General features: G+C 59.1%; 23 protein-coding genes. 18 read left to right on the top strand and 5 right to left on the bottom strand.

Annotation, left to right across the window (positions count from 1 at the left end; all coding sequences use genetic code 11):
- The first annotated feature begins 27 nt into the window (after nucleotides 1–27).
- Nucleotides 28–1,218, top strand: coding sequence for an MFS transporter (locus tag AB8A23_RS11500; protein WP_439059691.1), 1,191 nt, complete (start codon nucleotides 28–30; stop codon nucleotides 1,216–1,218).
- 42 nt (nucleotides 1,219–1,260) lie between these two features.
- Here AB8A23_RS11500 and AB8A23_RS11505 read toward each other — a convergent pair whose 3' ends face one another.
- Nucleotides 1,261–2,163: a helix-turn-helix domain-containing protein gene (locus tag AB8A23_RS11505; protein WP_439059690.1), complete on the bottom strand. Its 903-nt coding sequence runs from the start codon at nucleotides 2,161–2,163 to the stop codon at nucleotides 1,261–1,263.
- Nucleotides 2,164–2,331: 168 nt separating this feature from the next.
- On the opposite strand from AB8A23_RS11505, the gene AB8A23_RS11510 reads away from it, so the two are divergent.
- The 7 genes from AB8A23_RS11510 (at nucleotide 2,332) to AB8A23_RS11540 (ending at nucleotide 10,011) form a co-directional block, all read left to right on the top strand.
- Nucleotides 2,332–3,462, top strand: a complete 1,131-nt coding sequence (locus AB8A23_RS11510; protein ID WP_439059689.1) for a thiolase family protein — start codon at nucleotides 2,332–2,334, stop codon at nucleotides 3,460–3,462.
- A gap of 2 nt (nucleotides 3,463–3,464) precedes the next feature.
- Complete coding sequence (locus AB8A23_RS11515) at nucleotides 3,465–3,878, top strand: Zn-ribbon domain-containing OB-fold protein (protein WP_439059688.1); 414 nt, start codon at nucleotides 3,465–3,467, stop codon at nucleotides 3,876–3,878.
- The gene (locus AB8A23_RS11520; protein ID WP_439059687.1) at nucleotides 3,875–4,693 is read left to right on the top strand and encodes an enoyl-CoA hydratase/isomerase family protein; all 819 of its coding nucleotides are present in this window, start codon (nucleotides 3,875–3,877) and stop codon (nucleotides 4,691–4,693) included. Before AB8A23_RS11515 ends, AB8A23_RS11520 begins: the two co-directional genes overlap by 4 nt.
- A 14-nt stretch (nucleotides 4,694–4,707) precedes the next feature.
- Nucleotides 4,708–5,919, top strand: a complete 1,212-nt coding sequence (locus AB8A23_RS11525) for a PrpF domain-containing protein (protein ID WP_439059686.1) — start codon at nucleotides 4,708–4,710, stop codon at nucleotides 5,917–5,919.
- A 135-nt stretch (nucleotides 5,920–6,054) separates the two neighbouring features.
- A complete protein-coding gene (locus tag AB8A23_RS11530) occupies nucleotides 6,055–7,293 on the top strand; it encodes a cytochrome P450 (protein ID WP_439059685.1) in 1,239 nt (412 codons plus the stop codon).
- Between the two features lie 163 nt (nucleotides 7,294–7,456).
- The gene (locus AB8A23_RS11535) at nucleotides 7,457–8,554 is read left to right on the top strand and encodes an NAD(P)-dependent alcohol dehydrogenase (protein WP_439059684.1); all 1,098 of its coding nucleotides are present in this window, start codon (nucleotides 7,457–7,459) and stop codon (nucleotides 8,552–8,554) included.
- A 116-nt stretch (nucleotides 8,555–8,670) separates the two neighbouring features.
- The gene (locus tag AB8A23_RS11540; protein ID WP_439059683.1) at nucleotides 8,671–10,011 is read left to right on the top strand and encodes a hypothetical protein; all 1,341 of its coding nucleotides are present in this window, start codon (nucleotides 8,671–8,673) and stop codon (nucleotides 10,009–10,011) included.
- Between the two features lie 191 nt (nucleotides 10,012–10,202).
- Here AB8A23_RS11540 and AB8A23_RS11545 read toward each other — a convergent pair whose 3' ends face one another.
- Nucleotides 10,203–11,270 (bottom strand): aldo/keto reductase, encoded by a 1,068-nt coding sequence (locus tag AB8A23_RS11545; protein ID WP_439059682.1) that lies wholly within the window; start codon nucleotides 11,268–11,270, stop codon nucleotides 10,203–10,205.
- Nucleotides 11,271–11,366: 96 nt separating this feature from the next.
- Between AB8A23_RS11545 and AB8A23_RS11550 the strand changes: the two genes are divergently transcribed.
- Nucleotides 11,367–12,287: an AraC family transcriptional regulator gene (locus AB8A23_RS11550; RefSeq protein ID WP_439059681.1), complete on the top strand. Its 921-nt coding sequence runs from the start codon at nucleotides 11,367–11,369 to the stop codon at nucleotides 12,285–12,287.
- Nucleotides 12,288–12,560: 273 nt separating this feature from the next.
- On the opposite strand, the gene AB8A23_RS11555 is transcribed toward AB8A23_RS11550, so the two are convergent.
- Complete coding sequence (locus tag AB8A23_RS11555; RefSeq protein WP_439059680.1) at nucleotides 12,561–12,917, bottom strand: addiction module antidote protein; 357 nt, start codon at nucleotides 12,915–12,917, stop codon at nucleotides 12,561–12,563.
- A gap of 155 nt (nucleotides 12,918–13,072) precedes the next feature.
- Complete coding sequence (locus AB8A23_RS11560) at nucleotides 13,073–14,497, bottom strand: NAD-dependent succinate-semialdehyde dehydrogenase (RefSeq protein WP_439059679.1); 1,425 nt, start codon at nucleotides 14,495–14,497, stop codon at nucleotides 13,073–13,075.
- Between the two features lie 267 nt (nucleotides 14,498–14,764).
- Here AB8A23_RS11560 and AB8A23_RS11565 point away from each other — a divergent pair, with 267 nt between their 5' ends.
- The 8 genes from AB8A23_RS11565 to tcuB all read left to right on the top strand — a co-directional run bounded on the left by AB8A23_RS11565 (nucleotide 14,765) and on the right by tcuB (nucleotide 22,646).
- Nucleotides 14,765–15,763 (top strand): Bug family tripartite tricarboxylate transporter substrate binding protein, encoded by a 999-nt coding sequence (locus tag AB8A23_RS11565; protein ID WP_439059678.1) that lies wholly within the window; start codon nucleotides 14,765–14,767, stop codon nucleotides 15,761–15,763.
- Complete coding sequence (locus tag AB8A23_RS11570) at nucleotides 15,750–16,145, top strand: hypothetical protein (protein ID WP_439059677.1); 396 nt, start codon at nucleotides 15,750–15,752, stop codon at nucleotides 16,143–16,145. Before AB8A23_RS11565 ends, AB8A23_RS11570 begins: the two co-directional genes overlap by 14 nt.
- Nucleotides 16,142–16,999, top strand: a complete 858-nt coding sequence (locus AB8A23_RS11575) for an alpha/beta fold hydrolase (RefSeq protein ID WP_439059676.1) — start codon at nucleotides 16,142–16,144, stop codon at nucleotides 16,997–16,999. Before AB8A23_RS11570 ends, AB8A23_RS11575 begins: the two co-directional genes overlap by 4 nt.
- Nucleotides 17,000–17,013: 14 nt before the next feature.
- Nucleotides 17,014–18,225, top strand: coding sequence for an ABC transporter substrate-binding protein (locus tag AB8A23_RS11580; protein WP_439059675.1), 1,212 nt, complete (start codon nucleotides 17,014–17,016; stop codon nucleotides 18,223–18,225).
- Between the two features lie 80 nt (nucleotides 18,226–18,305).
- The gene (locus tag AB8A23_RS11585; RefSeq protein WP_439059674.1) at nucleotides 18,306–19,193 is read left to right on the top strand and encodes an NAD(P)-dependent oxidoreductase; all 888 of its coding nucleotides are present in this window, start codon (nucleotides 18,306–18,308) and stop codon (nucleotides 19,191–19,193) included.
- 12 nt (nucleotides 19,194–19,205) lie between these two features.
- Nucleotides 19,206–19,958 carry an IclR family transcriptional regulator gene (locus AB8A23_RS11590; protein ID WP_439059673.1) on the top strand — a complete coding sequence of 251 codons (753 nt, stop codon included), beginning with the start codon at nucleotides 19,206–19,208 and terminating at the stop codon, nucleotides 19,956–19,958.
- Nucleotides 19,959–20,002: 44 nt separating this feature from the next.
- Nucleotides 20,003–21,451: an FAD-dependent tricarballylate dehydrogenase TcuA gene (gene tcuA, locus AB8A23_RS11595; protein ID WP_439059672.1), complete on the top strand. Its 1,449-nt coding sequence runs from the start codon at nucleotides 20,003–20,005 to the stop codon at nucleotides 21,449–21,451.
- Entirely contained in the window at nucleotides 21,435–22,646 is a 1,212-nt protein-coding gene (gene tcuB / locus AB8A23_RS11600; protein WP_439059671.1) for a tricarballylate utilization 4Fe-4S protein TcuB, read from the top strand. Before tcuA ends, tcuB begins: the two co-directional genes overlap by 17 nt.
- Before the next feature lie 143 nt (nucleotides 22,647–22,789).
- Here the strand turns inward: tcuB and AB8A23_RS11605 are convergent, their stop codons facing one another.
- A complete protein-coding gene (locus tag AB8A23_RS11605) occupies nucleotides 22,790–23,629 on the bottom strand; it encodes a DNA-binding transcriptional regulator (RefSeq protein WP_147421554.1) in 840 nt (279 codons plus the stop codon).
- A gap of 295 nt (nucleotides 23,630–23,924) precedes the next feature.
- Between AB8A23_RS11605 and AB8A23_RS11610 the strand changes: the two genes are divergently transcribed.
- Nucleotides 23,925–24,887, top strand: coding sequence for a DUF6282 family protein (locus AB8A23_RS11610; RefSeq protein ID WP_231079513.1), 963 nt, complete (start codon nucleotides 23,925–23,927; stop codon nucleotides 24,885–24,887).
- Nucleotides 24,888–24,923 lie beyond the last annotated feature (36 nt).

Below are 24,923 nucleotides of genomic sequence, written 5' to 3' on the forward strand. Positions count from 1 at the left end.
AGCCGTAATCTGAGGCGGAGCAGGTTGTTGTCTGCTGCCCTCGATTTCGCGTCGCCGATACGACATCATCCGCAGATCGGCGCGCTGCTTGGCGTCGTGGTATTGGTGATGGCCGGCAACGGCATCGTGGCTCCGAGCTTGCCGTTCTATGCTGCGAGCTTCTCGGTATCGGCGGCCCTTGTCGGTCTGGTCGTGACCTTCTTCGGCGTCGGGCGGCTATGTGCCAATCTTCCGGCTGGCTTGCTGGCACAGCGATGGGACGGTCGCCTGGTGTTGCTGAGCGGGCCGGCGATCCTGATCGTCGGCTGTGCCGGCGCTGCACTCGCTTCCAATTTTGTGACGCTTCTGGTCTGGCGGTTTGTGCAGGGCGTCGGATCCGGAATCTATATGACGGCATCGACGGCGATAATCGCGATACTGGCCGACCGTGGAGAGCGTGGGCGAGTGATGGCGCTCTATCAGGCGGCACTTTTGTTCGGAACGGGCTCCGGTCCGATCATTGGCGGGGTGGTGGTCAGCCAGTTCGGCTTCTCCGCGCCGTTCTGGCTTTATGCGGCACTCTGCGCGACCGGCTTCGTTCTTGCGGCGGCAACGGCGAAGAAAGGGGCTGTCGCTGTTCGAGTCGACGCAGCGCATTCGCATTTTTCAATCGCGCTACGCCGACCGGCCTTGCTGCTCGCATGCTATGGCAATCTGAACTTGTTCTATACGCGCTCTGCTGCGCAGTTCATGGCCGTGCCATTGGTCGCGCATCAACGCTTTCATTTCGAGCTCGGGAGTATCGGCGTCGCGCTGACGGTCGTTAGCTTCTGCAATTTTGCGGTTCTGCCGATGGTCGGCGCGTTGATCGACCGTGTCGGTGCGCATCGTGTGTCGCAAGTATCGTTGCTGCTGATTGCCGTTGCCTTGTTCGGGATTGCCTTTGGTCAGATCGAATCCGTGTTCTGGTCGAGTCTCGTTCTGTTGGGCATTGGCGGTGGATTTGGCGCATCGTCCCTCGGTGTTCTGGTGAGCGAGGCGGTCGAGACGGATAGTTTTGCCATGGCCTTTGGGCTGTTTCGAACCGCTGGCGACTTTGGATTCGTCATCGGCCCGATCCTGCTTGGCGTGCTTATCGATGTCGGCGGCGGCCTTCCGGTCGGTCTTGTCTTCAACGCCCTTCTCATGGTTTCGGCGCTGTTGGGCATGACGGCCGGGGACGCGAGGCGCCTACAATAGGCGTATCTATTGTTTGGCGTGGCGGCCGTTCCCTCGTCGTGGTCAGTTGCCGAGGCGTCCGACCTGGCGATAGCAACCGGGCGACATGCCGGCACGCCGGGAGAAGAAGCGATTGAAGTAAGCGGGGTCGCGGAAGCCGAGAGATGCGGCCACCTCCGCCACGGTCATCGCCGTATAAAGAAGCGCGCGCTTGGCTTCTATCATTGTCCGATCATGGACGAGCGACTGCGCCGAGCGCGCCATGATAGTTCGGCAGGCAACATTCAAATAGGCTACCGAAACACCAAGTTGTTCTGCATAGACGTCCAAAGACGTGTGTTTCCGGAACGATTGTTCGATGAGACGGCGATAACGCGCCACGATCACAGCGCTTCGCGATCGCGCAACTTCGCCGGCGCCGCGCCCATGCCCGCTGTGCCGAGCCAAGGCGATTAGAATACGCTGAATATGCAGCTTGATCGCGATCCGCCGACCGGGCTCGGCACCGATCATTTCGTAGGATAGCGCTTCGAGGTCGACCAGCAGCTTGTTCGCTAGGTCATCACCGACGCAGAAACCCGGTCCGGAAAATATTTGCGCGAGCTGAATGTCGCCTTCGACGGCTTCGTCGATGAAGAGCTTGGCGACTGTCAGGACATAGCCATCAGTTCCTTCCTCGAAATCGAAACCGTGCACCGTTTCGGCGGGGATGACGACGACCGATAGCGGGGTAATGACCTTGCGCTGATCATCCAGTATCACCGATGCTCGGCCTGAGGACAGCAACAATAGCTGGTGATGGGCGGGATGAATGTGCGCGCCGATTGTCCAATCGTATAGTTTGCTACGCAGCGGAATTTTTTCGATATGAACGGACCGGCTCGTTCGATCGTCCGGGGCCTCTCCGTATAGATAATAGAGCGGAACGGGATCGCCCTGCGGTCGCTCGCTAGCTGGCCATAACATGACAACGGTCTCTCGGATATTTCTACCAAAAGTACAATAAATGCGCTTCTGCGTCCATTGTCCCGAAAGCGCTCCGCAATCACATTGTTGAGGAGGTGGTTCGTGTCGAAACGAGCGAATTCAGGTGCTGAGCAAGGCGCCGATCGACTCAGAACCGGTGGAGGAAACATGCAGGGAAGAGACGTCGCGATCGTTGGCGTTGGCCAGTCGGACTTCGGTGCGCTTTACCGCCAGAAGGGTGTGCGTCAGGATCCTTATGCATTGGGCGCACATGCGATGCGGCAGGCGCTCAATGATTGCGGCATCGACAAGTCGGAAATTGATGGTCTGTTGGTGTCTCGTATCGGCTATCAGCGCATGGGCGATGTCCTCGGCATCAAATATCCGAAGGTGGTCAACGCGTTCGACGGCGCTGGCCGCATGAGCGGAATCGCCGTGCAATATGGCGCGCGGCTGGTGGCCAGCGGTGCGGCAGACGTTGTCGCATGCGTCTACGCCAATGTCGGTCGCTCGCAAAGCCGCAAGTATGGCGGCGATGCGAGTGGGGGTGCGGCAGCCTATGACGAGATGTATGGCATGACGTCGCCTGGCGCCTATGTCGCAATGATGTATCGCCGTTATACGCATCTCTACGGTGCGCCAGACGACGCTTTGGCGTCGTTGGCGATCAGTAGCCGCCGCAACGCGGCGCATAATCCGGTCGCAGTGATGCGGAATGAGATCGATACAGCGACTTATCTCAACTCGCGTTTCATTGCTGAGCCGCTTCGCCTGTTAGACTATTGCCTGATTAATGACGGTGCAGTCGCAATGATCCTGACAACGATGGAGCGTGCGCGCGATCTCGCGAAACGGCCGGTGCGGATAGCCGCGATGTCCAGCATGGGCGAATTGACCAACTTCTACACAAGCACGGATTTTTTCCATCATGCCTGCGCGCATGTGGCCGGCGACATTCGAAACCAGTCCGGCCTCGCCGCGAAGGATGTGGATTGCCTTCAGATCTACGACAATTTCACGCCAGTAACGCTGTTTTCGCTCGAAGGATTTGGCGTGGCCCCGCAAGGCGAGGGATGGGCCTATCTCAAAGAGAACGGAACTGCCTATGACGGGTCGCTGCCAATCAACACGTCGGGTGGCCATACTAGCGAGAGCTACATGCAGGGATGGGCGCTGCATGTTGAAGCGGTTCGCCAGGTGCGCGGCGAAGGTGGCGGGCGCCAGGTCAAGGATTGCAACACCGCTCAATATATCTGCGCGGCGCCGATCGTAACCTCGCATCTGTTCGTTGGAGATTGAGCATGGACAGGATTGCCTATCAAAAGCTCATGCCGGAAGTCGACGACCTCAATCGTCCGTTCTGGGAGGGCTGCTGCCAGGGTGTCTTGCGTGTGCAACGCGCGCGCGGCTCGGGAGGCCATGTTTTTCCGCCGTCATCAGTCGACCCGAAGACCTTGAATGACGATCTGGAATGGGTCGATGTGAGCGGCAAGGGCGTGCTTTGGTCCTGGATCGTCATGCATCAGCGATACTTCTCCGCCTTTCAGGACGAGTTGCCATATGTCGTCGCCTTTGTCGCTCTGGATGAGGGGCCGATGATGATGAGCACGCTGACTGGCCCGATCGACAGTCTAGCCTGCGGTCAGCGTCTCACAGTCGAATTTCATTCCATCGACGCCGAAATCTCTATTCCAAAATTCAGGATCGCATCATGAGTGAACAATACAGAGAACCGCTCGTCATCGTTGAGCATCTCGAAGACGGTGTTGCCCGCCTCACGCTCAATCGTGTCAAGCAGCGAAATGCCATGAGTCAGGCGCTGCGTACGGAATTAATCGAAACGCTGTCCGCGTGTCGTGGCCGCGCGCGCGCAATCATTCTGACCGGAAACGGTCCGTCTTTCTGTGCGGGAATTGATCTCAAGGAGCGTTTCGCGGAGCAGAGCGACGGTCTGCCGACGCCCGACAATCATAAATCTTACCAACTGCGCACCACCAGCTGGAAAGCGGTGCAGAACGAGATCATGAGCCATCCGGCAGTCATCATCGCCTCGGTGAATGGCTTCGCACTCGGCGGGGGCAGCACGTTGATCAATGTGTGTGATCTGGCAATTGCGGCCGATACAGCCGAGATCGGAATGCCGGAAATGGGGTTTGGGCAATATCCCGGTCTTGCCGGGCCAGCCGCCCAGTTCCGCATCGCACACAAGCATGCCGCTTACATGATTTTCACGGCCGAGCGAATCGACGGCAAGACAGCCGAAGCATGGGGCATGGTGAACCAATCGGTGCCTGCCGAGCAGCTTGCCGAAGCGAGCCTGAAGCTAGCGCGAAAGGTTGCCCAGTTCGATGCCACGACGCTCGAATGGTCCAAGAAGGCGATGGTGGTGATGCCGCATCTCGCCGGCAATCTGCCCGAAGCATTCGACTACGGCCTGTTCATCAACCAGGAGCTCAAGCGTCAAGGCGCTTGGAACAAGGGAATGAACGTGTTCACCACGGGCGGTAAAAATCCAGGGCAGGGTTCCTAGAACCGGAGGCACCCATGAAAGACCTGATCGAAATTCCGGCAAGCATCATCCGCGGCGGCACCAGCAAGGGGGTCTATCTTCTCGAAGATGACTTGCCTTCCGATCGGAGTCTATGGGGGCCTTATCTGCTGGCATTGTTTGGCTCAGGAGATGCCCGTCAGATCGACGGCATCGGCGGAGCTGACACGACAACCAGCAAATGCTGCATTCTAGGGCGCAGCACGCATCCCGATGTGGATGTCACCTACACATTCGCGCAGGTCGGCATCAAGGAGAAGACGGTTTTCTGGGACATTAATTGCGGGAATCTGACCGCGAGTGTCGGCGTTCACGCGATTCTTGCCGGCCTGGTCAAGCCGACGGCGCCGGTCACGCGTGTGCGAGTGTATCAGACCAACACCCGCAAGATGGTGCGCATCGACGTCCCGTTCGGAACGGAAGGTATCCCGGTTGAAGGAGCGCTTGAAGTGACGGGGGTCCCCGACACCGGAGCGCCGATCAGCATTGATTTCTCGCAGACTGTAGGCGCGTCGCTCGGAGGTGGCGTGCTTCCGACCGGCAACAGGATTGATCGCGTCACCGTCGAAGGCGTTGGCGAGATCGAGTGTTCGATTGTGGATCTTGCAAACATGTGCGTGTTCGTGCGCGCACGCGATTTGGGCTATGCGGGAATCGAACTGCCGGACCGTGGGCCGGAGATGGCCCCGCGCTTTTTCGCCTTGAAGCGCGCGGCCCAGAAGTTGCTGGGCATGGGTTACGGCAAGCTGACGCCATGGCCTGTGATTGTTTCCGATCCGGTGGACTATACTTCATTCATGGGTACGACCGTTCGCGGCGACAGTTTCGATGTTGCTGTCCGCGTCGTCGGCGCATCGACGCCGGTCATGCACCGTGCATTTATGGGGACGGGCGCATCCTGCACCGCCACGGCGGCTCTTATTCCCGGAACGATCGTCGACGAGATCAGACAGCGCAGCCGCCGCGTCGATCAGAAAAAGGGTGAGGTCGTGCTCGCGCACCCATCCGGTACCATGCGAATGAAAGCTGCTGTCGGCGAGACTGCCTCAGGCATCGTCGTGCAGGAGGTGCTTTTTCAACGTACGGCACGCCTTATCATGCAGGGGAAACTTTATTTGAGAAAGGCGAAGTTAGCCGCATTGACCGCCGAAATTAGCGAGGCCGATCCTATTCGCGTGGACGTGCCGAAGCAGATGCCACTTCTATAACCTCTTTCTAATCCCGAAACCGCGCGTCTTCCTAGATGTAAGAGCGCGGCGGACATGGCGTAATTGAAAGTGGAAGAGAGCGCAGGACAAGACGTTGAATAAGTCACGAAAAGTGACGAGCTAAAGGAGGATACAATGGACGCTACGATCGTTGGTAACGCAATTGCGGACGCGCGAAATTATGCCAACCCGCAATTATATCACGACCTTTTCCGCACTATAAGACGTGACGCTCCTGTACAATGGGCATCTCCTGAAGGGTGCCGTCCATTCTGGGCGATCAGCAAGCATTCAGATATTCTCGCGCTCGAGAAAGATGCGGCGCTTTTCGCTTCTGCTCCACGGACACTTCTGCGTACGATTGCTCAAGAGGAGCAGGTTATTCGTGTAACGGGTACCCGGCAAGCGGCTCGTACTCTGGTTCATATGGACGAGCCTGATCATCGGGTTTATCGCCAGCTCACGCAGGCGTGGTTCATGCCGAAAAGGTTGCGGGAGCTGGAGACGGGGCTCAGCAAGCTTGCTAAGGAGTTCGTGGACCGCATGGTTGCTCAAGGAGATACTTGCGACTTCGCCAAAGATATCGCCATATGGTACCCACTTCGTGTAATCATGATGATACTTGGCGTCCCCCCAGAAGACGAAGCGCTCATGCTTCGACTCACGCAGGAACATTTCGGAAGCGCCGATGCCGAGTTCAATCACTCGACCGAGAAAGACATCACCAGCGCGGTGAGGAGCTTCTTTGACTACTTCAAAGATCTGACGGACCGTCGCCGTCAAAAGCCGTCCGATGATCTCGCCAGCCTTCTGGCCGACGCAAAAGTCAATGGCGTACCGATCAGCGATTTCGATCGCAATTCCTACTACTTTCTGATCGCAACTGCCGGTCACGATACGACAAGCTCTTCGATTTCCGGCCTCTTGCAGGCCCTTCTCGCGCATCCGGACGAGTTCAACAAGCTCCGCAACGACCCGTCCCTCATTTCCTCAGCCGTTGACGAGGGAATTCGCTGGGTGACGCCCGTGAAGCATTTCTTCCGAACAGCGACGAAAGATTGCTCCATCAGGGGAAAGCAGATCAGGGGTGGCGACTCTTTGATGCTTTGTTACTGGTCCGGAAATCATGATGAAGAGATCTTTGACGATCCATTTAATTTCCGCGTGGACCGCGCCCAGAATTTCCACTTGGCATTCGGCCACGGCATTCATTTGTGCTTGGGGCAGATGCTCGCAAAGATGGAGATACGAGCTCTGTTCGCGGAGCTAATCGCGAGAACCGAGCACATCTCAATGAGTGGAAAGCCGGAATGGTTGGCGTCCAATTTCGTTGGCGGAGTGAAGAGTCTTCCGATCTCTGTTCGTCTAAAGTGAGTACGGACATGGTAACGGCTAGCGACGATCTGTAGTCTGCGATTAGCTCGCCGTCCGCAATCTCGATAAGCGATACCGCTTGAACCTCGCTGATCGTTCTGAACCGGTCTACGTTCAGACGAAATCGCTGTGAACATGGTTCAGAAACGTAATAGAGGCGAAAATGAAAGTACTGGCTGCAATCGCGGTCGCATCCAACCAGCCGTTTCGTATTGAGGAGTGCGAGTTGGCTCCCCTTCATCCTGATGAGGTGGTGGTGAAGTTGAAGGCTTGCGGCGTTTGTCATACCGACGTCGCGGCCAAACTAAACCATCTTCCCGTTCCATTTCCGCAGACGCTTGGTCACGAAGGGGCCGGGACGGTTGTAGCGGTGGGAAGCGGGGTCCAGCGCCTAAAGGTCGAAGATAGCGTTGTAATGACTTTTGGCTCTTGCGGACATTGTGATAACTGTACGGATTGCATGCCCGCCTATTGCGATGACTTTCTCGAAATTAACATCTTTGGTCATCGTCACGGCGGATCGTCGTTAAGAATGAGCGGTAAACCGATTGGACAACACTTTTTTTCACAGGCCGCATTTGCAACTCATGCCATAGCGACAGAGCGAAACGCAGTGAAGGTCGATCGGGACCTTCCGCTCGAACTGCTGGCGCCACTCGGTTGCGGAATTCAAACCGGCATGGGTACAGTTATGAATGTGTTCAAGCCAAAGGCGGGCGATGGCATCGCCGTTTTCGGGGTTGGAGCGGTGGGCATGGCAGCTGTTATCGCTGCTCGAATCGCCCGGTGCAGTCAGATCGTTGCCATTGACGTCGTAGACTCGCGACTGGAGATGGCTCGTTCGTTGGGCGCGACGCATGTGATAGATGGTCGAAGCTCCGACGTCTCCGCGCAAGTGCGGGCGATCACCGGGAAGGGGGCGCATTTTAGTGTGGATACCACTGGAAATCCCGCAGTGATCATGGAGGCAACGACATGTCTGCGCAAACGCGGTGTGTCGGCGCATCTCGCCGCCCCCGCTCGCGGAACGATGTACTGCGTTCCATCGCACGTGATCTCGGGTGCTGGTCTCTCTTGGCGAGGAGTCATCGAGGGGGATTCCGACATTCACACGTTCATTCCTCGAATGGTGGAATTTTATCGCGGCGGACTGCTTCCGCTTGATCAGCTTGTTACCTTGTATCCGTTCTCAAAAATTAACGAAGCAATTGCCGACTCCGAGTCGGGAAAGGTTTTAAAGGCGGTTCTTGTCATGCCTTGATCTGATCCGCGCGGAAGGAAACTATGGCGTGCTGAGGGTCGGCTTCTGCATGCGCCGACGTGTTGTTCTAGGTGTTTTAGGGGCTGGTTATTTCGACTCAGAAACCGTGAATATGAATGAACTACAATTCTAGCGATATCGGAAATAGGAGTCGTGGTCTCGTGACGCTAAAAATGCACGCCTGCTTATACATTGCGGCAATGCTTTTCGCTTCTCTTGGGTCGCAATCGTGTCCCGCGCAAGCGCCGGTGCAGGCGAATGATATTATTGCCATCATATCAGACGGTGATCAGGACGCCACGAGCTATACGACCGGCATGCTCGCCGATCCGTCCCGGCAGGATTGGATGACGCTTTGGCGCTCACCTCTTAATCCTCACAAAAGGTCTGTTACGCGAATTGAAGCTGCTAATTCCAATTTTTCGCCATCAGGTGTTGCTGTTCTAAGCCGCGACGCTCGCCGTGCCTATGTCGTGGAAACCATGCGACGACCAAAGGACGCCACCCGGCTGAACCAGTTGGTGCCGTCGAACCGTCTTCTTGCGTTCGACATTGCGGACCCCGCCGCACCGAAGGCATTGCCAGAGATTGAGGTTGGTCTACAGCCACGTAGCCTGGATCTGTCGGGCGATGGGCGCACCGTCGTGGTCCTATCCAAGGATGCGCTGCATCCACTTACATTCGCTGGGATCAGTGCCGAAGGCTTGTTATCCGCGCGCAGTTTCACCGTACCAGGCGTCGAAGCAGGCTTCGATAATTTTGCGTTCGTCCAGTGGTCGCCAGCCGCTGATGTGATCGCTGTGCATATTGCTAATGAGAATCGGATCGTATTCTTGTCGATAGACCGTGCTGTCGACGGTAGCGTCACCGCTGTGCGTCCCTTCGGCAATCCCGTGCTGACCAATAAATATCCCCTTGCTGGCCGCTTTACGCCGGATGGTCGTCACTACGTGACAAGCGACGTAAACTGGGGGGAAGATGCACGCGGAGCGCAGAAGGGCGTGTTGACCCTGATCCGGGTTGGCGAGGTGACGGGCGGACAACCGCGCAACTTCGTCGCGGATCTCGACATAACTGGAATTAGCGCTGAGAGCTTCGCTATCAGTCCCGATGGTCAAAATCTGGTTGCAAGCAACATCGAAATGTCCGGCGTGCCAGTCGGTGATCCACGCCACAACTCATTGGCGCTTCTGACGCTCTATCGTATCGACTCGGAGCGTAGCCGCATTGGGAAAGTTGGCGAAGCGCGCTATGTCGGCGCCTTGCCGCAGGGAGTCATATTCGACGCCGACGGCAAGCATATCTTTGTCGGGGTAAACGAGTTACCGGAGGACCGGACGAAAGGCGGGGTCTTGATCTTTCGACTTGATTTGCTTCCGGTGCCTAAATTGATCGACACCGGCCAACGCCTGGAGGCCGCTCCTGGTGTTCACTCTCTTGCGGCTGCATATAGGTAGCGCCTGAGTCTCCGTCCGCAAATCAGCGAGAGCTGCCGAGTTCCGGGGAAGCAGGCGCCATTCCACTTGTGTTAAGCGCACGTGATCGGCTCTAATAAGCCGCCGACGCCGGTTTATGTAAAGGTATCTTGAAATCGGCGTCTGTCGATGCGACATACGGCAGATCATCACAACGATCTGCGCTGGCATCGCTAAATCGGGCGTTCGCCGAGTGACCATGTGGCTTCGTTAAAAGGGAAGCCTGCAGGTACGCGACCTTTGGCATTGTAACTTTGAATCCATCCAGGATATCGGGCACGGGAGCAACTGGCCTCATCCAGTTTCTTCTGATCGTCGTCTGTTAATGTGATGTCGAAGGCCTTGAGATTGTCCGTCAACTGTTCCCGCGTTTTGATTCCCACTATCACGCTGGTTACAAATAAACGCGACAGCAGCCATGCCAACGCGATCTGAGCAGGGCTTGAATTATGCTTGTGCGCGACGTCTTTAAGAACATCGATCACGTTGAATAGCTTTCTTTCGTCGACAGGTGGGAATTGAATCGTTGCTCGACGCGAGGAAGGATCGGTTGTGCCACGACGATCAAATTTCCCTGACAAAAGACCGCCGGCAAGAGGGCTCCAGCACAGCAAGCCCAACTTCGCGTCAGTAACGGCAGGAACGAGTTCCGCTTCGACATCACGGCACGCTAACGAATAGAAAGATTGTACGGAAACAAATGATGAAAGCTGCTCTCTGTTCGATATTCCGAGTGCCTTCATCAATTGCCATGCCGCCAGATTTGAGCAGCCGATGTATCGCACCTTCCCTTGACGCACCGCGTCGTCCAGGGACCTAAGCGCTTCTTCGATCGGCGTTAGGGGATCAAAATTGTGTATCTGATACAGATCGACATGGTCGGTTTGAAGACGGGTCAGGCTTGCCTCCAACGAATTCATGAGATGGAGGCGAGATTGACCAACCTGATTTGGTCCTTTGCCAGAACGACCGCTGAATTTGGTGGCAAGCACGACATCGTGACGGCGCTTCTTTAATGTGTGGCCGAGCAGCGTTTCTGAGCTCCCGCTGCCGTATACGTCGGCGGTGTCAATAAAATTGATTCCCGCGTCGAGAGCCTGGCCTACAACGACGTCTGTTTCAGCCTGGCTCAATCGCCCAATCGCGTTGCCCGCGGGAGTGTCGGTCCCACCGAAGGTCATCGCCCCCAAACAAAAGCGTGATACGAAGGTGCCTGTATTGCCAAGTGTCGCGTATTGCATCTCAATACTCCAGTTGTTCGAGGGCAATTAGTATGGTCCTCTCCGAAAGCGTTCGCCATAAGCGAAACTCCATGTGACCCTCGCGAGCGTTCAAACGTGGATTCTTTGTCTGACATTTTAGAACTTATGAGGATCGATAGCGTGTTGTTGTCTCGCATCGAAACGCGCGGGCCGTATTCCATACGTTATCCCACATATCGGCACATGAAATTCGGCACGGTGGTCACGGGGAGTCGTTGGGTATGGGTCGATAAACACGAGCCAATAAGACTTCAGACGGGTGATTTTTACCTTTTGACCAATGGCAAATCTTATAGCGTGGCGTCGGACTTGGCTCTCGCGCCTATGGATGGCGTTTCGATCTTTAATAGAAATATCGGTTCCGACGGTATTGTTCGATATGGGGAAACCGGTGAACTCACCATAGCAACGGCGGGCAGGTTCTCCTTTGCGGATGACCGGATGGCACGCCTTCTGGGCTTCCTGCCGCCGATCATTCACATTGCGAACAAAAATCATGAATGTGAAGCGCTGGGCGCGTTGCTGTCACTGCTAAAAATAGAGAGCAATGCGCGGTGCGCAACGGGGGCCGATACTGCAGCGTCCAGCCTCGCTGCTCTTGTTTTGGTCAACGTAATTAGAGCCTACATAGCTAAAGGAGACTTTGTTCATGGATGGCTCGCGGCTATTGCAGAGCCGAAGATCGCGGCGTCGTTATCATTGATGCATGGCGATGTAAGTCGATGCTGGACTGTCAATCTTCTCGCACAGACGATAGGGATGTCGCGGACGGCGTTTGCACTGAAATTCAAAGCACTTGTCGGAAGGTCGCCGCTCGATTACTTGACCTATTTGCGGATGATGGTGGCTGCGGCATCGTTGAAAAGAGAGCGTCATTCGATCGCAGAAATCGCGCATTCGGTTGGTTACGGATCTGACACAGCATTTAGCACCGCTTTCAAAAGAATAGTCGGGGTCAGCCCGTCTGAATTCCGTTTAGGTTGCCGCAACCCCTGACTCTTGAGTCAAAATCGCCCGACATATCAGCTCTCTGTCTTCGTCGTTGTTCTTCGTTTGCAGAATTGGAACGAGGCTATTTGGGTCGTTTTCAACTTTCTCGTCGGCCGGAAAAAGTCGCAGAAAAGTAGTCGATCAGCTAGGACGCTTGGGTGCCTTTCTTGAACGGCCTTGCTCCTCGAAGTAGATGGATGAGATCAAACCGGTAGATTGATCGTCGGCGTCAAGTCACATTACTGCCTTCGAGGGGCACCGGATCGCAACCCAGTTATATTATCTGCCGCCTCGGCGCCTGTTACGCGCGCTGCGGCTCGGCGTCGGACTCGGTCGGCTGGGCTTCCGCCTTCCCTTCGTCGGGCTTCCCTCAAGACGCAGTCCGATAGAGGACAGTACCTTCAGGATCGTGGTGAACTCGGGATTCCCCTTGGAATCAAGCGATCGATAGAGGCTCTCGCGAGCGAGGCCGGTTTCGCTGGAGACTTGGCTCATGCCGCGATCGCGCGCGAACTGACCGAGCGTTTCCTTGATCGCGCTGGCGTCCTCGCGGGCGAGTGCGTCGTTAAGTGCCTTTCCCCACTCGCAGGCCCGGCGCTCGCCGAAGCTTCCGTTTGCATGGCAACTTCTCGCCACTGACCCACTTCGCGGACGATGTATTTTTGGGAGCGGTACCGTCGCTTAAACCACTCGCAAGAGAGCAGATCGTGTCGGTAGATTGCACCCGTGCGACTCTGGTTCTTCAAAAGTCGTTTGAAGAACCAGAGTGATTCCCAGCCCCCCCGAATGTCTCACGCAAATTTATGCGACACGTTCTTCGTCACCGTGTAGCAGGCGAGGCCCTCGGTACCGCCTTCGCGGCCATAGCCCGAGTCCTTGACGCCGCCGAACGGCGTCTCCGCTGTGGATGCGACGAAGTGGTTGATAGTGAGATTACCGGTTTCCACGTCGTTGGAGATCCGCTGCACGTTGTCGGCTGACTTCGTGAAGGCATAGGCGGCAAGGCCGAACGGCAATGCATTGGCCTTGGCGATGGCTTCGTCGAGATCGCGCACCCGATTGACGAGAGCGAGCGGACCGAACGGCTCCTCGTTCATTGCCAATGCATCGTCCGGCACGTCCGCCAGCACGGTCAGCGGGAAGTAATAGCCGCGATTGCCGACCCGCTGGCCGCCGGCGAGTACGCGGGCTCCGCGCGCCGTCGCATCCGACACCAGCCGCTCCATCGCCTCGATACGACGGCTATTCGCCAGCGGACCGAGTTGGGTCGACGGATCCATGCCGTTGCCGATCTTCAGCTTGGCAGCGCCTTCGGCAAAACTCTTTGCGAAGATCTCGTAGTTCTTCTCGTGCACGAAGAAGCGCGTCGGCGCGACGCAGACCTGGCCCGCATTGCGCGACTTGGTGACGACCGATGCTGCTGCGGTAGTCACCGGATCGGCGTCGTCGCAGATGATGACCGGGCCGTGGCCGCCGAGCTCCATGATCGCCGGCTTCATGTGCTGACCGGCCATGGCGGCCAGATGTTTGCCGACCGGCACCGAGCCGGTGAAGGTGATAAGCCGGATCGCCTGATGCGGCACCAGATAGCCGGAGATTTCGGCGGGATCGCCGAACACGAGATTGAGTACGCCCGCGGGCAAGCCTGCATCATGGAATGCGCGGACCAGCTGCAACGCGCCGGCCGGGGTTTCTTCCGAAGCTTTCAGGATGATCGAACAGCCCGACGACAGCGCGCCGGCTACCTTGCGCGCCGGTGAGCTCATTGGGAAATTCCACGGCGAGAATGCTGCAACGGTGCCGATCGGCTGGCGATACACGGTGTGTTGCAGACCGGGACCGGCCGGGATCACGCGGCCATACATGCGCATGCCTTCGGCTGCATCCCATTCGATGATCTCGCAGCCGCGTAGGATTTCGAGCTTCGCCTGATCGAGCGGCTTGCCTTGCTCCAGCACCATCGCCGTCGCCATCTCGTCGACGCGCGAGCGGATCAACGTCGCAGCCTTCAGAATGATTTGCGCGCGCGCGTTCGGTGCCGTCTTGCGCCAAACATTGAAGCCGCGCACCGCCGCATCGAGCGCATTGTCGAGATCGGCTTTCGTCGCATGCGGCACCGTTCCTAGCACGCTCTCGTCGGCGGGATTGATGATCGGCGTGCCGGAGGCCCGGCGCCAGTGTCCGTCCACGTAAAGCTCGATGTTGGGATAGGTCATGTCGAAGTGAACTTTCTCGGTCGTCGGAAGCGGTTGACTCCGCCTCACTTGCGCGGCATCCAATCATATGTTGATATAATAGAACAAGCGTTCTGTCAGATAGAACATTGAAGTTGGATGAGATCGAAGATGCGTACGATTGGACGATGCGAGATGGTGGAGAGCGCAGCGGCAGATGCCGCGACGCGCGCCACTTGCGTGTCGGTCATTAAGCGTCGGGCGCGCTGAACAACAAAATCATCAAGAACATCGATTGGGAGTTGAAGCATGAGAGAGCAGTGGGCTGCGGCGTGGTCGCTCACGCGGCGCGTCGCGATGGCAGGCGTGCTGGCGGTGACGGTTACTGCATTTGCACCGGCGCAGGCGCAGGACGTCTATCCGAGCAAGATGATCCGGCTGCTGGTGCCGTTCCCGGCCGGCAGCGCCACCGATGTGGAAGCGCGCTTCCTCGCCGAGAAGGTCGGCGCAGTGCTGGGCCAGAAGATCCTCGTCGACAACAAGCCGGGCGCCAATGCCAATATTGGCGCCGCCGAAGTCGCGCGCGCGCCGGGCGACGGCTATACGCTGTATCTCGCGACCAATTCGACCCATTCAGCCAATGTACATCTCTACAACAAGATGCCGTTCGATCCCGTCGCCGACTTCACGCCGATCGCGCGGTTGACGCGCAATCCACTGGTGATGGTGGTCGCTAAGGATTTTCCGGCGAAGGACCTCAAGGAGTTCATCGCTTACGCCAAGGCCAATCCAGGCAAGCTGAGCTATGGCAGCGGCAATACCGGCAGCATGGCGGCGGCGCAACTCGTGAGATCCATGGCGAGCATCGACGCGGTGCGGATCTCCTATCCCGGCACGCCGCAGGCGATCACCGATCTGCTCGGAGGCCGCATCGAATTCATCATTACCGACGTGGCCGTGACGCGTGAGTTCATCAACAATGGCAGCCTCCGCGCGCTCGGCGTGACGACACCGCAGAGGGTCGCGTCGCTACCGGATGTGGCACCGATGGCCGCGGTCGGTCTGCCCGGCTACGACTTCGCTGCCTGGAGCGGGTTGTTTGCGCCGAAGAATGTGCCGGCCGACATCGTGCAGAAGCTCAACAAGGCTTTCCTGCAGGTTATGGCGACGGATGAGGCGAAAAAGTTTTTCGCCGATATCGGTCTCGAGCCGGATGTCAGCACGCCGGAAGGCCTCGCCGAGCACGTCGCCAAGCAGACCGAGCTGTGGGGGCGTATCATCAAGGAGTCCGGTCTTGAAAAAATCTGATCCCGTCAGCGAGGCGTTCGCGCAACTGCCGGTCCTGCTGGAGCGCGACGCCGCGCTGATCCAGCGCGGCCGTTTCCTTGATGTGAATTGTCTGCTTGGTTCGACGGAGCAGGCGTTCCATGTCGCGATCCGTGCCGGCCGCATCATCGACATGGTGCCGGCGCCGGTGCTGATGCGCTCGTGGACCGTCGGCTATCGCGCCACGCCCGATGCATGGACCGCGTTCTGGCAGCCGATGCCGAAGGCCGGATGGCACGATCTGCTGTCGCTCACCAAGCACGGCGAAGCCACGCTCGATGGCGATATCCGGCCTTTCATGACCCATCTGCAATATTTCAAGGACCTGCTGGCGCTGCCGCGCAACGCAGGATGTGCGGCATGACCGGATACATCGAACCGATGATCGGGCGTTACGTGCATGTCGATATCGACGGCATCACGCACCGGATCTATTTCGAGGAAGCTGGCCAAGGCATTCCGCTGGTCTGCCTGCACACTGCCGGCTCCGACAACCGGCAATGGCGCTATCTCCTTGCGGATGAACAATTCACCAAACACTTCCGCATCATTGCCTTCGACATGCCCTGGCATGGCAAGTCGAATCCACCAGCGAACTGGGACGGCAGCGAATATCAGCTCACCACCGCGCGCTATACGCAGACGATCCGCGCATTCAGTGCGGCGCTCGATCTCGACAAGCCCGTCGTGATGGGCTGTTCGATCGGCGGCCGGATCGTGCTCAATCTCGCCATCGATCACGCCAGCGAATTCCGCGCTTTGATCGGCCTCGAAGCCGCGGACTTCCAGGCGCCGTGGTACGACACCACCTGGCTTAATCGGCCGGATATCCATGGCGGCGAAGTCTGTGCCGCGCTGGTATCCGGTCTCGTTGCGCCGCAGTCTCCTGCGGAGGCGCGGATGGAAACCCTGTGGGCCTACAAGCAGGGCGGCCCCGGCGTGTTCAAGGGCGACCTCTATTTCTATCGCGTCGATGGCGATTTGCGCGGTCGCACCAAGGCGATCGATACCAAGGTCTGTCCGCTCTATCTGCTCACCGGCGAATACGACTTCTCCTGCATGCCCGAAGACACCGTGCGAACGGCCTCCGGCATCGCGGGCACGGAGGTCACCGTGATGGAGCAGCTCGGCCATTTCCCGATGAGCGAGAACCCCGTGCAATTCCGGCGGTACATCGCGCCGGTGCTTGAGAAAATCCAACAACAACAGAAAATCTGAGGAGAGGGCATCACATGACAACCAGGGCATTCACGAAAAGTCTTTATCTATCCGCCGCACTCTCGCTGTCGGCGCAGGTCGCCAGCGCTACCGAGACCATCAAGATCGGCGTGCTGAACGACCAGTCAGGCGTGTTCGCCGACAATGGCGGCGTCGGCTCGGTGGCGGCTGCCAAGCTCGCAGCCGAGGATTTCGGCGGCGAGATTCTCGGGCAGAAGATCGTGGTGGTCACCGCCGATCACCAGAACAAGCCGGACGTCGCTGCGGCCACCGCGCGCCGCTGGTTCGATACCGAGAACGTCGACATGATCGCGGACGGCGCCGCATCGTCGGCCGGCTTTGCCATCCTCGAAGTGGCAAAGCAGAAGAGCAAGATCTTCACCATCAGCGGCCCGGGATCGTCGGACTTCACCGGCAAGGCCTGCTCGCCAGTCAGCTTCCATTTCAACTACGACACCTACGCGCTGTCGAAGCTGACCTCTGAGGCCATCACCAAGGCCGGTGGCAATACCTGGTATTTCATCTCTGCCGATTATGCCTTTGGACACGCTTTGCAGCGTGATGCGACGAAGTTCATCGAAGGCGCCGGCGGCAAGGTGATCGGCTCGTCCGCCCATCCGCTCGGAACCACCGACATGGCCTCGTTCCTGCTGCAGGCGCAGGGCTCGAAGGCCAAGGTCGTCGGCCTCGCCACCTCGGGCGCCGATGTGCAGACCGCCATCAAGCAGGCCGGTGAATTCGGCATCGTCGAGAGCGGACAGCAGCTCGCCGGTCTTCTCGTCTTTATCACCGACGTCAATGCGCTCGGTCTCAAGGCGACGCAGGGCCTGCAGGTGACGACCTCGTTCTACTGGGACCTCAATGACGAGACCCGCGCCTGGACCAAGCGCTATTTTGCGATGACCAACAACAAGGTCCCCAGCATGGTGCAGGCCGGTGTGTATAGCGGTGTGCATCACTATCTCGCCGCCGTGAAGGCCGCGGGCACCAAGGACTCGGCCGTGGTTGCCAAGAAAATGCACGAGATGAAGGTCAACGACATGTACAACAAGGACGTCACTGTGCGTCCGGATGGCCGCGTGTTGCATAACATGTATCTGGTGCAGGTGAAGAAGCCGGAAGAATCGAAGTACAAATACGACTACTACAAGGTCGTCACGACTTCGCCCGGCGAGCAGGCGTTCCGGCCGATGAGCGAAGGCAACTGCCCGCTGGTCAAGGGCTAAGCGACCCACGACATCGCGGGTGTAGCCCTGGCTGCGTCCGCTTCTCGATCTCTCTTGGAATGAAGACGAAGGAGTCCGGCATGGTGACTGCCATTGGTTTTATCGGTCTTGGCGTGATGGGCGAGCCGATGTGCCGCAATCTGGCCCGCAAGTCGGGCGTGCCGGTGTTCGGCTTCGACCGCGCCGATGCGCCGCTGCAGCGTCTCGCGGAAGCAGGCGTCAAGCGCGCAAACTCGCTGGCCGAACTCGCCAAGCAGTGCGACGTCATTTTCATGGCGCTGCCCAGCGGCAAGCATGTGCAGGCCGTGTGCGAGGGCGATGACGGGCTGCTCGCGCATGCCGATGCGCGCCACACAGTCGTCGATCTCGGCACCTCGCCGGTCGAAGCCAGCCGCGAACTCGCCAAGCGCTTCGCCGCCAAGGGCGCGGCCTATGCCGATGCGCCGATCGCGCGGACGCGACAGGCCGCGGAAGAGGGCACGCTGAGCGTCATGGTCGGCGCCAGCGCGCCGATCTTCGCCAAGCTGCAGCCGCTGATCGCCACTTTCGCCACCGACATCACCCATTGCGGCGATATCGGCGCCGGCCAGGTGGTCAAGATCCTCAACAATATGGTGCTGATGGAAACCGTCGTCGCGCTCGGCGAGGCGCTGGAAACGGCCAAACGGGCCGGGCTCGATCCCAAGCTGGTGTTCGAGACGCTCGCCAAGGGCTCGGCTGACAGCTTTGCGCTGCGCAATCACGGCATGAAGGCGATGCTGCCCGACACCTTCCCGGAGCGGGCCTTCTCGACTGAATATGCTCGCAAGGACATCTCCTACGCGCTCGATCTTGCCAAGTCGGTGAACATCAAGCTGCAAGGCGCGGAACTTGCCGACAAGATCCTGGGCGAGGCGATTGACGCCGGTGATGGCGACCTCTACTGGCCGGTTTTGGCGCGCGTCATCAAGGCGTCACGTACGGCCTGATCGGAAGCTCCCATGAAGAAGCCTGCGACCAAACCTGCAACGACGGACGTCCCGGTGCGAGAAGCAGGCGAGGGCGTCGCAGCCGTCGAGCGGGCTTTGTCCATTGTGGCGGCGCTCGAAACCGCTGACCAACCGATGATGCTGGCCGAGCTTGCGGTGCGCACCGGCTTCTACAAGAGCACCATCCTGCGGCTACTGGGTTCGCTGATCCCGACCGGCTATGTGACGCGGCTGCCGGATGGTAGCTACGACCTCGGGCCGACCGCATTTCGCCTTGGCGTCGCTTTCACCCGCAAGAATGCGCTTGGGCATCACGTGCTGCCGGCGCTGCAGGAGCTGGTTGATCGCGGCACCGAAAGCGCGTCGTTCCATGTCCGGCAGGATGCCGACAACCGCGTCTGCCTGTTTCGGGTGAATTCGCGTCACGCGACGCTCGACCGCGTCGAGGCCGGTCACAGCTATGCACTACTGCGCGGCGCGGCCGGACACATCATTCTCGCTTACGCCGGCAGCACCGGCAAACGCTATGACGCCATTCGCGCCACTGGTTTTGATGTCTCGCTCGGCGAACGCGATCCGAGCTGCGCGGCGGTGGCTGCACCTGTGTTCGGCCCGCGCGGCATACTCGTCGGCGTGATCTCGCTGTCGGGGCCGCGCGAGCGCTTCGGCGAGGTAGAGATCGCCGAGATGAAACGCGTACTGAGCCCCGTTGCCAAAAAGCTCACAATGAATCTGAGTGGCGAATGGCCGGCCTATCGACGCTGACAATTTTACACGGGGCGCGAAGCTGCGCAGGAATGGCTTGATCCATGGCAACATCTTCATCCCCATCGGACGTGCTCGTCATCGGTGGCGGCAATGCAGCTTTGTGCTCGGCGCTAATGGCGCGCGAGGCAGGCGCATCGGTGCTGATGCTGGAATCCGCGCCACAGGCGTGGCGCGGCGGCAATTCGATGCATGTGCGCAACCTGCGCTGCATGCATGACGATCCGCAGGACGTGCTGGTCGAGGCCTATCCCGAGGAAGAGTATTGGCAGGACCTCTTGAAGGTCACAGGCGGCCTGACTGACGAGCCTCTGGCGCGGATGGTGATCCGCCATTCGTCGCGCTGCCGGCCATGGATGCGCAAGCACGGCGTGCATTTCCAGCCACCTTTATCCGGTGCGCTGCATGTGGCGCGTACCAATGCGTTCTTCATGGGCGGCGGCAAGGCGCTGGTGAACGCCTATTACCGATCAGCCGAGGCCCTCGGGGTCGAGATCCGCTACGATACGCCGGTAAAGAGTCTCGAGCTGAAGAATGATCAGTTTGTCGCTGCCATTACGGAGAGTGGCCAGCGCATCACCGCCAAAAGCTGCGTGCTCGGCTGCGGCGGCTTCGAGTCCAATCTGGAATGGCAGCGTGAAGCCTGGGGCCAGAACGAGCGCGGCGAATGGACCGCGGAGAACTTCTTGATCCGCGGCACTCGCTTCAATCAGGGTGTGTTGCTCAAGTTCATGATCGATGCCGGTGCCGACAGCATCGGCGATCCGACCCAGGCGCATTGCGTCGCCATCGACGCGCGCGCGCCGCTCTATGACGGCGGCATCTGCACGCGCATCGATTGCGTCTCGCTCGGTGTCGTTGTCAATCGCGAAGCCAAGCGCTTCTATGACGAGGGCGAGGATTTCTGGCCGAAGCGCTATGCGATCTGGGGCCGTCTTGTCGCGCAACAGCCGGGCCAGACCGCATGGTCGATCATCGACCAGAAGGCGATCGGTCGCTTCATGCCGCCGGTGTTCGATGGCACCAAGGCCAATACGCTGGACGAACTTGCCACGAAGATCGGCGTCGATCCCGCGACCTTCGTCGAGACGCTGTCAGCCTATAATGCGGCCTGCCGTCCCGGCACGTTCGATCACACCGCATTGGATGATTGCAGTACCGACGGGCTCACGCCCGCAAAGACCCACTGGGCGCGGGTGATCGACACGCCGCCGTTCTACGCCTATCCGCTCAAACCCGGCATCACTTTCACTTATCTCGGCATGAAGACCGATGCGACGGCGGCCTGCCGCTTCAACGGCGTTGCGAGCAGCAACCTGTTTGCCGCCGGCGAGATGGTGGCCGGCAATGTGCTCGGCAAGGGCTACACCGCCGGCGTCGGCATGAGCATCGGTACCGCGTTCGGCCGCATCGCCGGCGTCAATGCGGCGGCTGCGACCGGGCATCGCCACCCGACATTCGATGAGGAGCTTCGCTATGCCGCCGGTCACTGAGTTGGAAGCGCCCGTCGCCGGCGGCGCCTGCGAAGGCGGCGTGAACTTTGCCGAAGCGATGACTGTGGGCGAGGCGGAGATCGCCCGCGTCATGCAGATCTGCAACGCATGCCGTTATTGCGAAGGATTCTGCGCCGTCTTCCCGGCGATGACGCGTCGGCTCGAATTCAACGCGGCCGATACGCATTACCTTGCGAATCTCTGTCACAACTGCGGCTCGTGCCTTTATGCGTGCCAATATGCGCCGCCGCATGAGTTTGCAGTCAATGTTCCGCAGGCGATGGCGAAGGTGCGGGTGCGCACCTATCAGGACTATGCGTGGCCGCGCGCGTTCGGCCGGCTCTATGAGCGCGCCGGGCTGACGGTGGCCTTCGCGCTGTCGGGTGGTCTGGCTCTGTTCATGATCCTTGCGGTTGCGATGAACGGCCGGCTTATCCATGAGCCGCTGGCGGGCCAGTTCTATGCGATCTTCCCACACAACTTCCTGGCGCTGTTGTTCGGCGCCGTGTTCCTGTTCGCAATGCTGGCGCTCGCCATCGGCGTGGTCAAATTCTGGCGCGAGGTCTCGCCGACGAACGACGGCAATCCCGCCGACATCAAGGCGGCCGCGCAGGCGCGCGTTCCTGCGGTGGCCGAAGCCGTCCGCGACGTCGCGCGGCTGAAGTATCTCGGCGGCGGCCATGGCGAGGGCTGCAACGAGGACGATGATGCCTTCACGCCGTGGCGGCGGCGCTTCCACCATTTCACGCTCTATGGCTTCCTGCTGTGTTTCGCGGCGACCTGCGTGGCGACGCTCTATCACTATCTGTGGAATCTGCACGCACCCTATGCCTTCACCAGCGCGCCGGTGATTCTCGGCTCACTCGGCGGCATCGGCCTGATCGTCGGGCCGGCCGGCCTGCTGTGGCTGAACCTGAAGCGCGATGCGCTGCGCGCCGACGTCAAACAGAACGCCATGGACCGCGGCTTCATCATGCTGCTGCTGCTGGTCAGCGCCACCGGCTTCGCGCTGCTGCTGCTGCGGGATACCCGCTTCATGGCGCTGTGGCTCGCGATCCATCTCGGCACCGTAATGGCGCTGTTCCTGACGCTGCCTTACGGCAAATTCGCCCACGGCATTTTCCGCTCCGCGGCATTGCTCAAGTTCAACATTGAGAAGCGCATGCCAAACCGGCTGGGGCTTGGCGGAGAGTAGGCAGAATCTCTGAACGTCGGCTGCTGGCGCAGAGCTGACGCCTAAATGGAAATTTGACCTATTTGATCTGGCCGTATTTGACGTGACGCCACGATCATCGGGTCCAGCGACCTTCGTGGAAATCTCGGTGCTATTGATCGTATTCACTTGAGGGCAGCTGCGCTTCGAGAAATGTTCTCTGCCAAGGTCTGAAGGCTGGGCAGGAAGGTTTTGAGCAACTCACGTCGATCGATTGCAGAGATGAAATAAGTCATACCAACCGTCGCAAGCACCTTGTCGCCACTCATGATCGGGATGGCGATCGTCCCGGATGAGCGAGGGTCGACGGCGCGATCCCGCTCGGCATAGCCTTGCTTCCGGATTGATCTCAGCATCAACAATGTCTGAGCACGATCGCCGATGAGTTGATCTTCATCAATCGTCGATCGTGAAAGTAGGTCGAGCAGCATCAGGCGCTCCCCGATGGGGCAGAATGCCAGATAGGCACGACCGAGCGCGCGGCGCAGCAGGCTGAGATGCATGTTGATCGTTCCGTGGAACGGCGACACCGGACTGTCCGCAATAGTGCTGAAGCGCACGACCACGGACGTGTGGTCGAGAACGCCAATCGCCAACGGCCACTGATGCTGTGACGTAAAGGACAGCGCCCAGGGTCGCGCGGCTTCGACCACCAGTGGGTCGCCGTGAAAGCCGTTGCTCAGGGATTTGACGCGCGACGCCACCGTGTAGCCGCCTTGCCTGCGGTCATTGGCGGCATAGCCCATGGCGCACAGCGATTTCATCAGCCGAACGATGGTCGATTTAGGCAGGCCGGTCGCGAGATGAAGGATCTGGATCGAGGCGACGCGATGCCGGTTCAACTCCTCCAGCAGGATGAGCGTGCGGGCTGCTGCTTCGACCTTCGGTGAACGGGGGGCCATACCAAGATTCCACTCTGCGGAACGCTGGCGAATAGATATGGCAAATGGCCCGGCTGGTTGCAATATCGGCCCAACAGAATGTGCCGGTGTCGTTCAGGCCACCGAAGTGCAACCGTGTCGTGGGAGGAAGTGCCGTGTCTTGCGGAGAGGTCAGCGCGCCAATGGCGTCGTCGCGCCCCACCAGTATCGCGTGGCAATTAGTTCACCTGCCATATCCGGAAAACGTCGGGCGCTATTGCGATCTTTCGCGTACGCGCCGACGCGGGAGTGCCGCTCGATGAGGCGTGGGCTGCGGCCCCGCCATTCATCGGCAGATCGCCATTTTCTCAGAACCAGCATCCACTGAAGGGCAGCCATCATGGCCGAGAATTCCGTTTCATATCCTGACACTGTCGCGCTCCCGCCGCTCTCGCGTCCGAAGGAGGTCGAGGAGCTGCTGGTCGATGCGATCGATCTGCATTGCCACAGCGGGCCTGCCGCGATGCCGCGGATACTTGATCACTATGAGGAGATGCAGGACGCTGCCGCGGCGGGTTTTCGCGCGGTGCTGTACAAGGATCACTTCTATCCCGGGATGGCGCATGCCATCATTCTGGAAAAACTGTTTCCGCAGTCCGGCGTCCGCCTGTATTCGGGCGTGGCGCTGAACAATGCGTCGGGCGGCATCAACCCGCACGCGGTCGATCATGCGATCAAGCTCGGCGGCAAGATCGTCTGGATGCCGACGCTTTCGGCGGCGAACCATATCAACGTTCAGGCCAGCGGTCAGGCCAAGACATTCCCGAAGACATCCCAGAAGATGCTGGATCCGATCCCGCTCACGGCGCTGGACGCCAACGGCAAGCTCACGGATGACACGAAGAAGGTCATCGATCTGATCGCGGAGGCAAACATCATCCTGGCTGGCGGTCACCTCCACGTCTCGGAACAGCACGTCCTCTTCGAGGAGGCCAAACGCCGCGGCGTCAAGAAGATGATGGTCAATCATCCGACCTACGTGGTCGGCTTTGCCGATAGCGATATCCGCCAGTTGGTCGCGCTCGGCGTGACGATGGAACATTCCATCTGCATGTTCATCGAAGGCAAGTCGAAGAAGTTCAGCGGAGACGATCTGGCCCACCTCATCGAGGTCGCCGGCGTGGAGAGCACCATTCTGTCGTCCGATCTGGGCCTGCTCGGTTCGCAGCGTCCGGTGGATGGTTTCCGTAGCATCACGCAGATGCTGCTCGATCTGCAGATGCCGCGCGCCACGATCAAGAAACTGATCAGCGAGAACGCGGCGGCATTTCTCGATCTGCCGGCGAAGCGCGCCGCTCAATAGAATCCTGACAAGAACGACCGGGGAAGGTCGGCCAAC

Source organism: Tardiphaga sp. 619_E2_N8_4 (genome assembly GCF_051810905.1).
Lineage (GTDB): Bacteria > Pseudomonadota > Alphaproteobacteria > Rhizobiales > Xanthobacteraceae > Tardiphaga > Tardiphaga robiniae.

Bases quoted from the DNA above. Each gene is read 5' to 3' on its own strand.
- AB8A23_RS11505 (WP_439059690.1), bottom strand. From the start codon at position 2,163: ATGTTATGGCCAGCTAGCGAGCGACCGCAGGGCGATCCCGTTCCGCTC.
- AB8A23_RS11510 (WP_439059689.1), top strand. From the start codon at position 2,332: ATGCAGGGAAGAGACGTCGCGATCGTTGGCGTTGGCCAGTCGGACTTC.
- AB8A23_RS11515 (WP_439059688.1), top strand. From the start codon at position 3,465: ATGGACAGGATTGCCTATCAAAAGCTCATGCCGGAAGTCGACGACCTC.
- AB8A23_RS11520 (WP_439059687.1), top strand. From the start codon at position 3,875: ATGAGTGAACAATACAGAGAACCGCTCGTCATCGTTGAGCATCTCGAA.
- AB8A23_RS11525 (WP_439059686.1), top strand. From the start codon at position 4,708: ATGAAAGACCTGATCGAAATTCCGGCAAGCATCATCCGCGGCGGCACC.
- AB8A23_RS11530 (WP_439059685.1), top strand. From the start codon at position 6,055: ATGGACGCTACGATCGTTGGTAACGCAATTGCGGACGCGCGAAATTAT.
- AB8A23_RS11535 (WP_439059684.1), top strand. From the start codon at position 7,457: ATGAAAGTACTGGCTGCAATCGCGGTCGCATCCAACCAGCCGTTTCGT.
- AB8A23_RS11540 (WP_439059683.1), top strand. From the start codon at position 8,671: ATGAACTACAATTCTAGCGATATCGGAAATAGGAGTCGTGGTCTCGTG.
- AB8A23_RS11545 (WP_439059682.1), bottom strand. From the start codon at position 11,270: ATGCAATACGCGACACTTGGCAATACAGGCACCTTCGTATCACGCTTT.
- AB8A23_RS11560 (WP_439059679.1), bottom strand. From the start codon at position 14,497: ATGACCTATCCCAACATCGAGCTTTACGTGGACGGACACTGGCGCCGG.
- AB8A23_RS11565 (WP_439059678.1), top strand. From the start codon at position 14,765: ATGAGAGAGCAGTGGGCTGCGGCGTGGTCGCTCACGCGGCGCGTCGCG.
- AB8A23_RS11575 (WP_439059676.1), top strand. From the start codon at position 16,142: ATGACCGGATACATCGAACCGATGATCGGGCGTTACGTGCATGTCGAT.
- AB8A23_RS11580 (WP_439059675.1), top strand. From the start codon at position 17,014: ATGACAACCAGGGCATTCACGAAAAGTCTTTATCTATCCGCCGCACTC.
- AB8A23_RS11585 (WP_439059674.1), top strand. From the start codon at position 18,306: ATGGTGACTGCCATTGGTTTTATCGGTCTTGGCGTGATGGGCGAGCCG.
- AB8A23_RS11590 (WP_439059673.1), top strand. From the start codon at position 19,206: ATGAAGAAGCCTGCGACCAAACCTGCAACGACGGACGTCCCGGTGCGA.
- tcuA (WP_439059672.1), top strand. From the start codon at position 20,003: ATGGCAACATCTTCATCCCCATCGGACGTGCTCGTCATCGGTGGCGGC.
- tcuB (WP_439059671.1), top strand. From the start codon at position 21,435: ATGCCGCCGGTCACTGAGTTGGAAGCGCCCGTCGCCGGCGGCGCCTGC.
- AB8A23_RS11610 (WP_231079513.1), top strand. From the start codon at position 23,925: ATGGCCGAGAATTCCGTTTCATATCCTGACACTGTCGCGCTCCCGCCG.